Raw genomic sequence first — 14,509 nt, 5'->3', positions numbered from 1 at the left:
CAAGGATTTAGTTGGACGTCCTAGTAAATAGGATACTAGGACGTCCAACTAAATAACGGGAGTGGCGCGGCCCCGAACCCAGCGATGTGCCGCACGCCATTATGCAACTAGTTGCACAACCCCTCCCTCGTCCTCTAGAAAGGCAGGACCGACCCAGCCCCGCTCCACCCCGCCCCGCTCCCGGAGGCCCCCATGAGCCGTTACCCCCACCTGCTGACCCCTCTCGACCTCGGCTTCACCACCCTCCCCAACCGCGTCCTCATGGGCTCCATGCACGTAGGCCTGGAAGAAGCCGAACACGGATTCGAGCGCATGGCGGAGTTCTACGCCGCCCGCGCCCGCGGCGGCGTCGGCCTCATCGTCACCGGCGGCATCGCCCCCAACGACGCCGGCCGACCGGGCGTGGGCGGCGCCAGACTCACCACCGACGCGGAGGCCGACCAGCACCGGACGATCACCGACGCCGTGCACCGCGAGGGCGGCAGGATCGCGATGCAGATCCTGCACTTCGGCCGGTACGCCTACCACGAGGACCTGGTCGCACCGAGCCCTCTCCAGGCTCCCATCAGCCTCTTCACCCCGCACGAGCTCACCGACGCCGAGGTCGAGCAGACCATCGACGACTACGCCCGCGCGGCCCTCCTCGCCCGCCGGGCCGGCTACGACGGCGTGGAGATCATGGGCTCCGAGGGCTATCTGATCAACGAGTTCATCGCCGCGCGGACCAACCACCGCACCGACCGCTGGGGCGGCTCCTACGAGAACCGCACACGCTTCCCCGTCGAGATCGTGCGGCGGGTGCGCGAGGCGGTCGGCCCGGACTTCATCCTCATCTACCGCCTGTCCATGCTGGACCTGGTCCCGGGCGGCTCCACCCTCGACGAGGTGATCACCCTCGCCCGCGCGGTCGAGGCGGCCGGCGCGACCATCATCAACACCGGCATCGGCTGGCACGAGGCCCGTATCCCCACCATCGCCACCTCGGTGCCGCGCGGCGCGTACACCTGGGTGACGAAGAGGCTCATGGGCGAGGTCGGCATCCCCCTGGTGACCACCAACCGCATCAACACCCCGGAAGTCGCCGAGGAGTTGCTCGCCGACGGGTGCGCGGACATGGTGTCGATGGCCCGCCCGATGCTCGCCGACCCGGACTTCGTCAACAAGGCGCGCGACGGGCGTCCCGAGGCCATCAACACCTGCATCGGCTGCAACCAGGCCTGCCTGGACCACACCTTCAGCGGGAAGATCACCTCCTGCCTGGTCAACCCGCGCGCCTGCCACGAGACGGAACTCGTCCTCTCACCGACCAAGCTGCGCAAGCGGGTCGCCGTCGTCGGCGCCGGACCCGCCGGACTCGCCTGTGCCGTCTCCGCCGCCGAACGCGGCCACCACGTCACCCTCTTCGACGCCGCCCCCGAGATCGGCGGCCAGCTGAACGTGGCCCGCAAGGTCCCCGGCAAGCAGGAGTTCGACGAGACCCTGCGCTACTTCCGCCACCAGCTCACCGCCCACGGCGTGGACGTACGCCTCAACACCCCGGTGTCCGCGGGTGACTTCGCGGACCACGCCGGTCACCCGGACTACGACGAGATCGTCGTCGCCACCGGCGTCACCCCCCGCGTCCCGGACCTCCCCGGCGTCGACCACCCGAGCGTCGTCGGCTACCTCGACGTGCTGCGCGGCGACGCGCCCGTCGGCGACCGCGTCGCGATCCTCGGCGCGGGCGGCATCGGCTTCGACGTCGCCGAGTACCTCACCGACGGCGGTGACAAGACGAGCGAGGACCCGGCGGCGTACTTCCGCGCCTGGGGCGTCGACATGGAATACCGCACCCCCGGCGGCCTGGCCGCGCCCGAGCGCCCCGCCCCTCCCCGCAGCGTCCACCTCCTCCAGCGCAAGGCGTCCAAGGTCGGCGCCGGACTCGGAAAGACCACCGGCTGGATCCACCGCACCGAGCTCAAGCACCGGGGCGTCACCATGGTTCCGGGCGTCCGGTACGACCGGATCGACGACGCCGGTCTGCACGTCACCGTCGACGGCACCTCCACCGTCCTGCCGGTCGACACCGTCGTCCTGTGCACCGGCCAGGAGCCGCGCCGCGACCTCTACGACGAGCTGCTCGCCGCCGGCCGCAGCGTGCACCTGATCGGCGGCGCCGACGTTGCCGCCGAGCTGGACGCCAAACGCGCCATCAAGCAGGGCACCGAACTGGCGGCGGCGCTCTGACGTCCCCACCGGCGCACCAGCGCCGCAGCACTCAGGTCGGCCGCCGCCTCCGGTCCCTAGGATTGAGCCATGTCCCTCCCGCACGCGATCCTCACCGCCCTGCTCGAAAAGCCGTCCTCAGGGCTGGAGTTGACCCGCCGGTTCGACAGGTCGATCGGCTACTTCTGGTCGGCCACGCATCAGCAGATCTATCGCGAGCTGGGAAAACTGGAGACCGAGGGGCACATCCGCGCCCTGCCCGCCGAGCAGCCGACCCGCGGGCAGAAGAAGAGCTACGAGGTCCTGCCCGCGGGCCGCGCCGAACTGGCCCGCTGGACGGCCGCGTCCCAGGACCCCAAGCCCTACCGCGACACGATGCTGCTGCGGCTGCGCGCCTCGGCGGTCGTCGGCACCGAGGGCATCGAGGCCGACCTGCGCCGCCATCTCGCCCTGCACCGAAGCCAGTTGGCCGAGTACGAGGAGATCGAGAAGCGCGATTTCCAGCCCGGCCGCGACGCCCCCCAGGACCGGCTCCGGCATCTGGTCCTGCGTGCGGGCATCGACCTGGAGACCTTCTGGACCCAGTGGCTCACGCACGCCCTGGCGGAGTTCGCGGAGCTGCCCGGCGAAAACCGGTGAGCGCCCCGTCCCCGAGGCGGAACCTCGGACACGGGGCGCTCACGGCAACCGACCCGATCGGCCTGATCGAACCGATCGAACCGGTGAACTCAATCGGCGTAAGTGGGCGGGCAGTTGCCTGTCAGAGCCGGAAGACATCGAGGAAGGAGCTCCAGAATCCCTTCTTGCGCTGTTCCTGACGGGCCGCCGGGGCCTGCTGCGGCACCGGGCGGGGTACCGGTTCGGCCGTCTGGGCAGGCGCCAGGTTGCGCAGGGCCGCCGCCATCCGGGTGGCCGGTGTCGGGCTGAACCGGGCCGGCAGCGCGGCCAGCGCACGGTGGAAGGGGCCAGGGCGCCACAGCAGACTGTCCTGCGGGACCGCGAGGGTCAGGTCGGGCAGCGCGTTGAGGATCCGCTCGATCGCCGTGAGCGCGATGACCTGGGCCGGGTCCTTGGCGGGGCAGGCGTGCGGACCCGCGCCGAAGGCGAGGTGCGCGCCCTTGCTGGCCAGCTGCCGGGCCTCGGTGAGGGCCGGGTCGCTGTTGGCGGCGGCGAAGCTGACGACGACCGGGCTGTTCGCCTCCACCGGGACGCCACCGAGGTCGACGTCCTGCAACGCGTAGTGCGTCGCGTAGTTGGCGATGGGCGGGTTGTTCCACAGCACGTGCTCGATGGCCTCCTCGACCAGCATGCCGCTGCCGCGCTCGGAGGGGCCGTCGGACAGCAGCAGGAGCAGGGCGCTGGCTATCAGGTTGCGCTGGGGTTCCAGACCCGCGCCCATCAGCACGATCAGCTGGTCCCGCAGTTCCTCGTCGTTGAGGCCCGCGGAGTGCTGGATGAGCCAGGAGGTCACGTCCTCGCCGGGCTCGCGGCGCTTGAGCGTGATCAGCTCCTGGAGGCAGGTGGCGACCTGCTCCAGGCCCTTGAGGGCGTCGTCCTGGCCGTCGAACATGGCGGACATGCCGGAGGTGAGGCGGTCGCCGATGTCGGCCGGGCAGCCGAACATCTTGTTGAACAGCAGAAGCGGGATCAGCTTGGCGTAGTCGTTGAGGAGGTCGGCCCGGCCCCGCTCGCTGAACTGGTCGATCAGGTAGTCGGCGATGGGCTCGACGTCCCGCCGGATGCGGCTGATGCTCAGCTTGGCGAGGCTCTCCGTGACGGCCTTGCGCAGCCGCAGGTGCACCGCGCCGTCCGTGAACAGGACGTTGGGCCGGTACATCATCATCGGCAGGACCGGGCTGTCGAGGGATATGCGGCCCTCGTTGAGCGCGGCCCAGCGGCGCGAGTCACGGGAGAACAGGGTGGTGTTCTGGAGCACCCTGAGGGCCATCTCGTGCTGGACGACGAGCGTGGCGTCCACCCCGGGGGCGAGCTCGACGGGTGCCGCCGGGCCGTGGGTGCGCATCTGGTCGTAGAGGCGGTGCGGGTCGGCGGCGAAGTCGGCGCCGTGCATGGGGCATCTGGCGGGAGCGCTCGGCGTGGCACCCGCGTGCTGTGTGTCCATGAAGGTTCCTTAGGGTTCCCCGCGCGTCGGGGCGGGGGACGGGGGTGAGGAAAAACCTTGTGCGCGGCTGTTTCCCGGCCGGCCTCGACGGTCCGGACGGGCCGGACCCCCTGACCGGGCCTCCTGTCCGGACCCCCTGTGCGGGGAGGGGCCCGAAAGGGAGGGGCCGGGGCTCAGGCCGCGCGGGTGAGCAGGTGCTGGACGAGGGCGATCAGGGCCCTCGCCGAGGACGTCTGGTCCCGGGCGTCGCAGTAGACGACCGGGGTGTCGGGCAGCAGGTCGAGGGCCTCACGGATCTCGTCCTCGTCGAACTCGGCCTTCGCGTCGAAGGTGTTGACGGCGATGGCGTACTCCAGGCCGTACTTCTCGACCAGGTCGATCACCGGAAACGTTTCAGCCAGCCGGGACGGGTCGACCAGGAGCAGTGCTCCGAGCGCGCCGCGGGCCATGTCCTCCCACAGCTGCATGAAGCGCTGCTGTCCGGGCGTGCCGAACAGGTACAGCACCAGTTCCTCGCTCAGCGTGAGCCGGCCGAAGTCCAGCGCGACCGTGGTCGTCACCTTGTCCGGCGCGCCCTTCAGGTCGTCCACGTGCGCGGACGCCTGGGTCATCTTCTCCTCGGTGCGCAGCGGGGCGATCTCCGACAGCGAACCGATGTACGTGGTCTTGCCCACGGCGAAGTGCCCTACGACAAGGATCTTCGCGGTGGTGGTGACCGCGTCTGAGACGTAGATCGTCTCAGCCGTAGAGGGATTCGAGTCCATGCAGCACCTTTTCGATGATTCCTCTGTCGACGGACTGGGCGCGTGGGGGCGCGGCACGGCGCAGGAGATGACCCTGTTCGAATAAATCGGTCAGCAGGAGTCGGGCCACGCCAACCGGCAGCGACAGGTGCGCGGCGACCTCCGCGACGGAGAGGTACCCGCCGCCGCACAGGTCCCAGATGGCCCGGACCTCGGGACTGGCGCCGAGCGGCAGTTCACGGTCCGGAGCCAGGGTGACCAGGGTGTGCAGGGACAGGTCGTCGGCGGTCGGCAGCCGCCGCCCGCCCGTGATGACGTACGAGCGGACGAAGTCGCTGGTGACCGTGACCGGAGCTTCCTCGCCGTGGGCGTTCATGCTTCCGCACCGGCGTTCTGACGCGGCGGGGTGGTCATCGCCTTGCCGAGCGCCCCCACCTGCTGCTGCATCCGGAACGACATGGCCTCCATGTCGACGTCCAGCGCGGCCGACACGGCGAGGTAGGCGCCGCTGCCCGCGGCGATGAGGAAGATCCAGCCGCCGTCGTACTCGATCAGCGTCTGCTTCCACAGACCGAGTCCGAAGCCCACGAAGGGGGCGACGGCCCGGCTGAGGGACTGCATCGAGCTCATCGCGGCGGCGTTGGTCTCGGCCGCGTCGCGGTCGATGTCACTGGACCGTTCCAGCAGCAGGCCGTCGGCCGAGACGAGGATCGCGTGACGGGCGCCGCGCACCTGCAGCACGTCGTTCAGCACCCACGACAGATCGGGATTCACTGGTCCTGTGGTCCTTCCATGGTCGTCGTGTCCCGCCCGAGCAGCGTTCCGCGCTGGAACGCACCGATACGTGAGGCCGTCACCTCGTTGTTGTGCTCCGCCGGCTCCGGCGGCGGTGGCACCACCGCGACCGGGCTGCCGCGCCGTCGCCGCTTGGGCAGGCCGCCGGCCGTCGTCCCGATCGGACGGGGCGGTCCGCCGGGGGTGGACACCGGGGTCAGCCGCTGCGGGGCGGCCGGTACCTCGGCCCGGGGTTCGGCCTTGGCGGCCCCGCCCTCGGGCTCGGGAACGTCCGTCGTCAACAGGTTCTCTGGCAAGAGAATCACCGCCCGTACGCCGCCGTAGGGGGACACCGAATCGACCGAGACCTTGAAGCCGTACCGGGTGGCGAGCATCCCGGACACGGCGAAGCCGAACTTCGGCGGGTCGCCGAGGCTCGTGATGTCGACCGGTGCCTGCGGGGAGAGCAGGACGGAGGCCCGCGCCTTCTCCTCCGTGTTCATACCGAGGCCGGCGTCGTCGACGATCAGGCAGACACCGGTGGGTACGGCCTGGATGTTGATGTCGACGCGGGTGCCGGGCGCGCTGTAGTTGGTGGCGTTGGCCAGCAGTTCGGCGAGGACCACCGCGATGGGCTCGACGGCCCGGCTGGCCACCGTGACGTTCACCTGGGTGTTGATGGTGACGCGGTCGAAGTGCTTGATGCGGCCCTGGGCGCTGCGGGCGACGTCGTACACGGAGGCGGTGGACTCGCGCCGGCCGAGCCAGCCGCCGCAGAGCACCGCGATGCCCTGTGCGCGCCGGCCGAACTGGCTGTTGGTGTGGTCGATCATCATCAGGTCGCCGAGGACCTGTTCGTCGTCGCCGTAGCGGCGCTGCGACTTCTCGATGATGAGCTGCTGTTCGTCGGCGAGCACCTGAAGCGTCCGCATGGCCGACTTCAGGACGGCCTTGGTGTCCTCCTCCGCGTCCTTTCGCACCGCCGCCAGATCGCCCGCGTGCTGTGCGTTCAGTTGGGTGTATTCCGCATAGAGGCGGTCGCGTTCACTCTGTACGGCTTCACGGGTGCTCTGCAGGTCACTGTTCTTCCTGCGGAGCGCCATGTTGGTTCTCCGGGCCCGCATCACTGCGACGACCGCAGCGACCAGGACCACGAGCAAGATCCACAGCAGTGGATCCTGGATCAATGACGTCATGAGACTCTCTTCAAGTCGCCTTGCGACAGGAGCAGTTGCAGTCCGATGGGCCCTGGCCTGGAACTCGGGCCTCGCCCGGTGGCGTACCTTACCGGCGGACCAACTCAGCCACTCCTTCGCGATGGGGCTCTTAGAGACTGCCCCCGTGCGCGTGGCGCGCCTCAGCCTACTGAAAGTGGGATGATCTTAGCAGTCAAGAGAGCGTCAAAATGGTTCCGCTTAAGCCGAGTTGGAGACCTTCACACAGGATTCGCGAACGGGCCCACCGCGGTTGAGGCCCCGACACCCCCCGGACACGCGAAGGCCCGCTCCCCTGCGTCCGGGGAACGGGCCTTCGCGTACGTGTGCCTCAGGCGGCCTGGGCGCCGGAATCGGCCTCTGCGGGCCGCCAGTAGACGCCTCCACCGCGCCGCAGGTGGTTCAGGTCCACCAGATACCGGCGCAGCGTCACATGGTCGATACGGCTCGCGCCCTCGCACCACACCCGCAGCCGCTCGTCGACGAGCCGCTCCGCGTACTCGACGCCGGGCTCGAAGGTCTCGTCGGCGATGTGCCGGAGCACGATCAGCCTCCGGCTCCAGCGGGCGGGCAGCCGCACGAGCCGACCGTCCTCCCGTACGAAGGTCCGCAACACGTTCTCGATCTGCTGCCGCTCGTTCTGCTCGGCTCGGTCGGATGCCATGACCGCGAGGCTAACCCGTGCGCGGGCGGTGTCCCACCACTTTTCCCGTCACCTTTTCCCGACCGCGCCCCCGAACGTTGCCCTGACGGCTCTTCGAAAAGGGTGACGCCCGGCCGAACGCCGTTACCAGGCGTGAGCGGGCGCGTTGTAGGGGAAGTGCGGGCGCGAGTCGAGTGCCCGTACTCATCGAACCAAAGGAGAACGTGATGTCTCGCATCGCGAAGGCAGCCGTCGCCGCGCTCGGCACCGGTGCCGTGGTGCTCGGCGGTGCCGGTATGGCAACGGCCGACGCGGGCGCCATGGGCGAGGCCGTCGGCTCGCCCGGCGTCCTGTCCGGCAACGTCCTGCAGGTCCCGGTCCACGTGCCCGTCAACGTGTGCGGGAACTCGGTCAGCGTGATCGGTCTGCTGAACCCGGCCTTCGGCAACACCTGCGCCAACGTCAGCGACAGCGACCACGGCAACCCCGGCCCCGGCGGCTACGGCAGCTGATCCGTCGCACGCAAGCACCGGAAGAGCCCCGACGGTTCCACCGTCGGGGCTCTTCCATGTCCCTGCCCGCGCTCCCTGCCCTCGGCCGTGCCCGTACGCCGTTACGCGTAGCGGTAGATGCCGCTGTGGTCCTCCAGCTGGTCCGGCGTCAGGTCCCACGGCGGCAGCGTCTCGTGCCGGGCGACGACCCGGCCGCGCTGCGCGTCGCCGAACCGCGGCGGCCGGTCGGGCAGATAGCGGGCCCCGGCGCCGTGCCGCTGCTGCCAGCGCGACCAGCACAGGTCGACGAAGGCGTGGTGCAGCCAGAAGACGGGGTCGTTGACGGAGGCACCGCCGACCATGTGCCCGCCGACCCAGCGGTGGACGCGGTTGTGGTTGCGCCACGAGGCCGGACCCCGCCCGCTCCCCCACCCTTCGAGCCTGTTGCGGAACCCCCTCGCGGACGTCGAGTTCCACGGCGACACGTCGTAGACGGGGTCGTCGAGGGCCGAGTCCAGGTCCTGCCGGGTCGGCAGTGTGAGCGGCTCACGGGAGCGGCCGAGGTCCCGGGTGAGGAAGTCGCCGTCGGTGACGCTCTCCCTGATGGTCCAGTCACCGTGGTCGTAGGCGAAGGGCCCGGTCATGACCCGCTGGTCGAAGGGGCGCCCGGTGCCACCGAGCAGATCCTCGCTCCAGGGCGCACCGGCCGTCGTACGGTCCCGGGTCCAGTCCCAGTACGGCAGCGTCACCGACGGGTCCACGCGCTGCAACGCCTGCTCCAGGTCCAGCAGGAACTGCCGGTGCCAGGGCAGGAAGGACGGCGCCATGTGGGCCGTACGCAGCCCCTTCTCGCCGTCGGAGACGTAGTACTCGATGTGCGTGCGCACGAACTCGTCGTACTCGCCCCGCCGTTTGACCTCCATCAGCGCGCCGACGAACCGCCGCCGCTCGGAACGCGTCAGCGTGCTGACGTCCTTACGCGTGTACGCCACGACCGCCCTCTCCCCCGCCGCCGACCGTCAGCCGCCGCCCGGGCCCCAGCTCGTCGACGGCCGCGCGGGCCGCCTCCAGGGCCGTGGGGTACGAGCGGTAGTGGTCGACCATGCTCAGATACGTCCCGTCCGCGCGCCGCATGAGATGCAGGGGCCGCCCGTCCACGGTGACGTGCCACCGCACGTCACCGGGTGCCCGCATCGCCTGCGCCATGTGGTCGAGGTGATCCGCGTGCCCGGCGTCGGCCTTCATGCCGCGCAGCCGGCGGCCCCGGTACGTCTCGTCGAACGACGTCGCCTCGTCGCCGTCCCGATCCCGCCGGGGCCACGCGGCGGCGACGACCGGGACCACTGCCAGGGCGAGGGCCGACACGCACAGGGCGCGCAGCGCGTCCCGCCGCGTACCGGAGCAGGGACGGGGACCACGGGGACGGGGACGGGGGCCTTCCGGCCCCCGCGGCACTTTCCTGACGAACAACACTCTCTCCCCATCTCCTGGTTCGGCTCGTGCGGTGACGGCGACAGCCCGGTGACCGGGCGGTGACCGGGCCCGGGTGTCACCCCAGGCCCCAGAGGGTCCGGTTCGTCAGGTCCCGTGACTGCCCGGACTACAGCGAGCCGAGTCCCAGGACGCCCGTGGGGGCCGTCTGCAGCAACGGGGTGAGCACGGCGGCCTGCGGCTCCTTGAGCGTCGGCAGGCCGAACACGTCGGGGTTCGACGTGGTCATCGGGGTGTCCACGGACAGACCGGGGGTCAGGGTCCGCAGGTCGGCCGCGGGGACACTGACGGCGGCCTCGTCGAAGCCCTTCCCGAGCAGCTGCGGCAGCGGCGTCTCGGCCGACAGACCGGGCAGCGCGGCGCCCATCGGCACCTGCGGCAGCGCGCTGTCCGGGATCATCCGCCCCTCGACGTACCGCGGCCCCTCCGGCACGCCCGGCGTCAGCAGGGGCAGCTCGCCGCCGACCTTGGGCAGGCTCAGGTTGAGGGACTTCTCGACGCCGTCCAGCGGTACGGGGACGGGGACCGTGTCGGCCGCGACGGCGGGGGCCGCGGAGCCCACCGCCGCCGCCACGCCGGTGAGGACAGCGGCGGCAAGGATTCGAGTGGTCGACTTCATGACAGATACGGTCCTTTTCAGGAATCGGGGGGTGTTCGTCCGTATCGCGTAACGATCCTGAGAACCGCATCAGCTCAAGATTCCCCCGTGTGGGGCATTAGTCGTCCGATCAGCCCGGACGGGCGGACCGGCCCGGACGGCCGACCCGCCCGTCCGTCCGGGCACCGGACTTCACCGCCCGCCCTTCGGCCGCCGGCTCGGCGGTCAGCGCAGGCTGCGGGCCGGGAGGATCACGTGGGCCGCCGCGGTCAGGGTCTCCTCGGCGCCCGCGAAGGCGGCCAGCGCCTCCGGCTCGATGGGCTTGCCGGGCTGGGCCTCGGGCCAGGCGCGGGTGGTGAACACCAGGTAGGCGAAGCCCCGTTCGGCGACCGCGGTGAGCCACTCCGGGGGCGGGGTGCACTGGGCGTTGAGCTGCGGCATGTTGACGACGGCCGAGCCGGCCTCGACGAGCAGGCTGACCGGCAGGCTCGGGCGGGTGGAGCCGTCGATGATGTCGCCGCCGACCGGCAGACCGGTGTTGGCGAGAAGCAGCTCGACGGCGACGGCCGAGGCCTCCGGGCCGCCCTCGCCGTCCCCGAGGGAGTAGGCGAGAAGGTAGGGCATGTCGCCGTCGGGGGCCTCACCGCTCCAGGCCATCACGACGAGCGTGCCCAGGTCGGCGATGCGGAAAGGGCGCGTTTCGCTTGAGGTTGAGGTCACCGCGAAACCTTATCGACGGGATTTTGGGCGTCCGGCCGCATTCTCACTCGACCGGGGGATTTCCCGCCGGTATACACACGAAAGAGGGACGGTACTCGAACAGCACGAAGGACCGATTCCGCGCGGCGGAATCGGTCCTTTCGACACCCGTGTCAGCCCTGGAGGGGGAGGCCGCCGAGCAGCCCACCGTTCGAGTTGAGGGCGGTCGTCGCACCCTTCACCGTGTTGAGCACCGAATCCTTGTTCTCGGTGTCGAGCGCGTTCGACTGGTGCTGGAGCGGCTGCAGTTGCTCCACGTCGAGGGGGCCCTTGGCGAGGGTGTCGACAGCGCCGTTGAGGCTGGTGGGCGTGAGGTCGGCGGAGTCGTAGGCGAACGCGGGCGCGGCGGCTCCGGCGATGACCAGGGACCCGGCAACAACAGCGGCAGCCTTCAGGGACTTCATCGTGTTCCTTTCTTCGGCAACTCATGTCACCAGAGGGAATTCTGTCGCCGTGCCTAACGAGCCCCCGTCTCGGCGGAAACCACGTACGCAGAAATTTCTGCGGCCCAGGTGCATCCGGAACACGGAATGCGTTTCAAAGGATTGACGCACTAAAGAAATGGACGCACAAACAAAGGAACGGCCGTCGTACCGACCGGGAGGGGTCGGCACGACGACCGGGAGGGCTTCCCTAGCGGGCCGGCAACGGCAGGGGCGGAACCGGGACCGGCAGCGGTGGCACCTCCGCCGGGAGCTTCGGCAGCGGCGGCAGGCCCGCCAGGTCAGGCGCCGGCAGCCCGCCGCCGAGCAGGGTGGCGGCGACGAAACCGACGAGGCTCGTCAGCACGCCGGTGACGGCCGGGACGACGTTCGCGGCATCGCCCGACGTGACCGCCGTGAGCAGCGTGTCCACCGACTTCTGCAGCGCGGCGAGCGCGTCCCCCTTGATGTCGAGCGGACCCTTGCCCGCCTTGCCGTCCTTGAGGCTCAACGGGAGAGCGGGCGCGGGCGGCAGCGCGGGCGCCGTCGGGAGAGCCGGGGTCGTGGGCAGTGCCGGCGTCGTCGGCAGTGCCGGAGTGGTCGGCAGTGCCGGCGTCGTCGGCAGTGCCGGAGTGGTCGGCAGTGCCGGAGCAGCCGGGACCTCCGGGGTCACCGGCAGTGCCACCGGCGGAGTGGCGGGTGCGGGTGCCGCTGCCGTGGCCGCGGCGATGGCCGACTTCACGGCGTCGACCAGCTTCGTCGCCTCGTCCAGCGGCAGCTGGCCGTTGTCCGCCTTGAGTACGGCGGTCAGCAGATCGGTGACGGGTTTCAGTACGCCGCCCAGGTCGCCCAGCGACTTCACCTGCGCGAGGAGCGCGTCGGCGTTGGGGACGGGCGCCTGTGAAGCCGCGTGGCCGCGCTCGCGGACCGCGTCGCCGTCCGCCGCCAGGGCGGCCGGTGCGCCTATTCCGAGCAGGAGGGTGGCGCAGAGTGCGGTGGACGCGAGACGCCGTGCGGGCAGAGCACGCATGGAGGTTCCTTCCGGTGGTGCGGTGGTGTGTCGGACGTTTGTCCGCTGTCGGATCCACCGTCAGATCCACCGTTGCCCCCCGCAACCGGTCACGCGCGCGAAGTGACGGCCCGTCGGCCGCGTCCCGCACGTCATCACTGGTGAGGGCATGTATCGAGGCCCGCCCGGCGAGTTGGCCGCCCGGCCCGCCATTCGGGGCAAACGCAGGAAACGCGAACCGGCCGCCCTCCCTGGAAAGGAGAGCGGCCGGCGGAAGGGTCGGCGTCGACCGATGTCAGTCGTTGACGCAGGTGTTGCCGAACGCGGGGTTCAGCAGACCGATGACGTTGACGGTGTTGCCGCAGACGTTGACCGGAACGTGGACCGGGACCTGCAGGACGTTGCCCGACAGGACGCCCGGGGAGTGGGCAGCGGCGCCGTGCGCGTCGCTGTCGGCGGCGGCGACACCGGCGGTACCCGCCACGGCGGCGACGGCAACGGTGGAAAGGGCGAGGCCCTTCGCGATACGCGACATGGAGAAGTGCTCCTTGGGAGTTGTCACAAACAGCCGGGCGGGGATGCCCGGCGCTGTGTCAACGCGTGGCACGCGCCCGGGTTGTGCCGCCAATGGGGTGATCTCTCGAATCGCTCGGCTGCACGATTACGACACAGTCGCCATGAATCACCAATAAATACGCATAGCGGCTAGAGTGACTCACCTTCTGCCAGCCGCCCCGGAGCCGCCCAAAAGGTCGACCGCCACCCCGAATCCGTCGCGCGAAACAGGCCGGGGCGTCCGCGGCACAGAAGAGGTCTCCAGATTTTCCGTCCATCGGTCCACGACCCCTTTCTCAACCTGCTCCCGACTTTTCCCCGACCTTTCCCCGAAAGGGCAACGCCGGTCATGTCTGTTTCCCCGGGTCTTCCGCTGCGCCGTGCGATGGTGGGCGTCTTTGCCCTCGCCGCGATCTGGACTCCGGGAGGTACGGCGGCGACCGCCGCGCCGCCCGTCGGCCGGGAACCCGGCAAGGAGTCGGAGCGCCTCGCGTTCACCCAGCGGTACCGCGCCCTCCAGCACGGCGGGATCGTCCGCGCGGCCAACGCGTCCATCAGCTGCCGCGCCACCCTCGGGACCTGCGCGGGCATCCGCAGGGGCGAGCGCCTGGTGCCGGCAACGGGCGGCGCCAGGGCGGCGGTCAACGGCGACCTGGACATGTTCTACGTCGACGTCGACAGCGACCCGAACACGTACAACTCCAGTCGCGCGGAGGTCCGGGTGCCGCAGGGCGGCAAGGTCTCGTACGCGCGGCTGTACTGGGGCGGAAACCTCAAGGTCGGGGAGCAGAAGCCGCCGAAGGACAACGGGCGGGTGCTGATCGCCGAGCCCGGCGGCCAGTACAAGGAGCTGCTCGCGGACTCGGTCGTCGGGCACCGGGTGGCGCACGGCGCCGACGCGTTCCAGGCCTCCGCCGATGTCACCGAGCTCGTCCGGGACAGCGGTTCGGGGCTGTACACGGTCGCGCAGGTCAATGTGGCCATGGGGAGGTCGGCAGCCGGGGCGTGGGGCGGCTGGACGCTGGTCGTGGCGTACGAGAACGCGGCGGAGCCGCTGCGGCACCTCGTCCTGTGGGACGGATTCGACGCGCTGGGGGACCGAAAGGGTGATGGCACGTTGGTCCGATCGGCCGAACTGAAGTTCCCGGCGGGCGCGAACGGGCGCGCGGGCCTGGTCGCCTACAACGGGGACCGCGGCAGCGCCGGAGACTCCCTGACGGTGTCCGCCGCAGGGCGCACGACCGCGCTGGGAGACGCGGCCAACCCCCTCGGCGACGTGCTGAATTCCACGATCGGCGGAGCCGTCTCGGAGCGTGTTCCGGCCTACGCGAACACCCTCGGCTACGACTCCGACGTGTTCGAACTGGGTACGGCGCTGCGGCGCGGTGGTGACCAGCTGGCCTTCCGGCTCGTTTGCCAGCGGGACGCGGCGTGGGCCGGCGCACTTTTCGTGGCCGTCGACGCCCGGCAGTAGCCGAGGTGC

Annotated in this window: 17 protein-coding genes; 4 read left to right on the top strand and 13 right to left on the bottom strand. The window is 70.5% G+C overall.

Going from position 1 to position 14,509, the window contains the following annotated elements:
• Positions 1 to 192: 192 nt before the first annotated feature.
• Both OG595_RS27945 and OG595_RS27940 read left to right on the top strand, forming a co-directional pair.
• Positions 193 to 2,226 carry an NADPH-dependent 2,4-dienoyl-CoA reductase gene (locus OG595_RS27945; RefSeq protein WP_329276695.1) on the top strand — a complete coding sequence of 678 codons (2,034 nt, stop codon included), beginning with the start codon at positions 193 to 195 and terminating at the stop codon, positions 2,224 to 2,226.
• Between the two features lie 69 nt (positions 2,227 to 2,295).
• Positions 2,296 to 2,844, top strand: coding sequence for a PadR family transcriptional regulator (locus OG595_RS27940; RefSeq protein ID WP_329276693.1), 549 nt, complete (start codon positions 2,296 to 2,298; stop codon positions 2,842 to 2,844).
• Positions 2,845 to 2,965: 121 nt separating this feature from the next.
• Here OG595_RS27940 and OG595_RS27935 read toward each other — a convergent pair whose 3' ends face one another.
• The 6 genes from OG595_RS27935 to OG595_RS27910 all read right to left on the bottom strand — a co-directional run bounded on the left by OG595_RS27935 (position 2,966) and on the right by OG595_RS27910 (position 7,722).
• Positions 2,966 to 4,276: a cytochrome P450 gene (locus OG595_RS27935; RefSeq protein ID WP_329283256.1), complete on the bottom strand. Its 1,311-nt coding sequence runs from the start codon at positions 4,274 to 4,276 to the stop codon at positions 2,966 to 2,968.
• 224 nt (positions 4,277 to 4,500) lie between these two features.
• The gene (locus OG595_RS27930) at positions 4,501 to 5,091 is read right to left on the bottom strand and encodes a GTP-binding protein (RefSeq protein ID WP_329276691.1); all 591 of its coding nucleotides are present in this window, start codon (positions 5,089 to 5,091) and stop codon (positions 4,501 to 4,503) included.
• The gene (locus OG595_RS27925) at positions 5,066 to 5,446 is read right to left on the bottom strand and encodes a DUF742 domain-containing protein (RefSeq protein WP_105973206.1); all 381 of its coding nucleotides are present in this window, start codon (positions 5,444 to 5,446) and stop codon (positions 5,066 to 5,068) included. Before OG595_RS27925 ends, OG595_RS27930 begins: the two co-directional genes overlap by 26 nt.
• A complete protein-coding gene (locus OG595_RS27920) occupies positions 5,443 to 5,844 on the bottom strand; it encodes a roadblock/LC7 domain-containing protein (RefSeq protein ID WP_164313030.1) in 402 nt (133 codons plus the stop codon). Before OG595_RS27920 ends, OG595_RS27925 begins: the two co-directional genes overlap by 4 nt.
• A complete protein-coding gene (locus tag OG595_RS27915) occupies positions 5,841 to 7,040 on the bottom strand; it encodes an ATP-binding protein (protein WP_329276686.1) in 1,200 nt (399 codons plus the stop codon). Before OG595_RS27915 ends, OG595_RS27920 begins: the two co-directional genes overlap by 4 nt.
• A gap of 349 nt (positions 7,041 to 7,389) precedes the next feature.
• Positions 7,390 to 7,722 (bottom strand): DUF2087 domain-containing protein, encoded by a 333-nt coding sequence (locus OG595_RS27910; protein ID WP_443073154.1) that lies wholly within the window; start codon positions 7,720 to 7,722, stop codon positions 7,390 to 7,392.
• Positions 7,723 to 7,928: 206 nt separating this feature from the next.
• On the opposite strand from OG595_RS27910, the gene OG595_RS27905 reads away from it, so the two are divergent.
• Positions 7,929 to 8,213: a chaplin gene (locus OG595_RS27905; protein ID WP_443073153.1), complete on the top strand. Its 285-nt coding sequence runs from the start codon at positions 7,929 to 7,931 to the stop codon at positions 8,211 to 8,213.
• A gap of 101 nt (positions 8,214 to 8,314) precedes the next feature.
• Here the strand turns inward: OG595_RS27905 and OG595_RS27900 are convergent, their stop codons facing one another.
• The 7 genes from OG595_RS27900 to OG595_RS27870 all read right to left on the bottom strand — a co-directional run bounded on the left by OG595_RS27900 (position 8,315) and on the right by OG595_RS27870 (position 13,006).
• On the bottom strand, positions 8,315 to 9,184 hold the full coding sequence (locus tag OG595_RS27900; RefSeq protein WP_329276684.1) for a tyrosinase family protein: 870 nt from the start codon (positions 9,182 to 9,184) through the stop codon (positions 8,315 to 8,317).
• On the bottom strand, positions 9,168 to 9,647 hold the full coding sequence (locus OG595_RS27895) for a tyrosinase family oxidase copper chaperone (RefSeq protein WP_329283252.1): 480 nt from the start codon (positions 9,645 to 9,647) through the stop codon (positions 9,168 to 9,170). Before OG595_RS27895 ends, OG595_RS27900 begins: the two co-directional genes overlap by 17 nt.
• Before the next feature lie 145 nt (positions 9,648 to 9,792).
• Positions 9,793 to 10,302 (bottom strand): hypothetical protein, encoded by a 510-nt coding sequence (locus OG595_RS27890; protein ID WP_329276682.1) that lies wholly within the window; start codon positions 10,300 to 10,302, stop codon positions 9,793 to 9,795.
• 204 nt (positions 10,303 to 10,506) lie between these two features.
• Positions 10,507 to 11,001 (bottom strand): DUF5949 family protein, encoded by a 495-nt coding sequence (locus tag OG595_RS27885; protein ID WP_329276680.1) that lies wholly within the window; start codon positions 10,999 to 11,001, stop codon positions 10,507 to 10,509.
• A gap of 152 nt (positions 11,002 to 11,153) precedes the next feature.
• Positions 11,154 to 11,444: a hypothetical protein gene (locus OG595_RS27880; RefSeq protein WP_329276678.1), complete on the bottom strand. Its 291-nt coding sequence runs from the start codon at positions 11,442 to 11,444 to the stop codon at positions 11,154 to 11,156.
• Positions 11,445 to 11,673: 229 nt separating this feature from the next.
• The gene (locus tag OG595_RS27875) at positions 11,674 to 12,492 is read right to left on the bottom strand and encodes a hypothetical protein (protein ID WP_329276677.1); all 819 of its coding nucleotides are present in this window, start codon (positions 12,490 to 12,492) and stop codon (positions 11,674 to 11,676) included.
• Between the two features lie 274 nt (positions 12,493 to 12,766).
• Entirely contained in the window at positions 12,767 to 13,006 is a 240-nt protein-coding gene (locus OG595_RS27870) for a chaplin (RefSeq protein ID WP_006382607.1), read from the bottom strand.
• A gap of 369 nt (positions 13,007 to 13,375) precedes the next feature.
• On the opposite strand from OG595_RS27870, the gene OG595_RS27865 reads away from it, so the two are divergent.
• The gene (locus tag OG595_RS27865; RefSeq protein ID WP_329276674.1) at positions 13,376 to 14,500 is read left to right on the top strand and encodes a DUF3344 domain-containing protein; all 1,125 of its coding nucleotides are present in this window, start codon (positions 13,376 to 13,378) and stop codon (positions 14,498 to 14,500) included.
• Positions 14,501 to 14,509: the final 9 nt, after the last annotated feature.

Origin of the sequence: Streptomyces sp. NBC_01451, assembly GCF_036227485.1 — a bacterium.
Lineage (GTDB): Bacteria > Actinomycetota > Actinomycetes > Streptomycetales > Streptomycetaceae > Streptomyces.
Note: the sequence above shows the minus strand (reverse complement) of the source record. Positions and strands in the feature narration are given on the sequence as shown.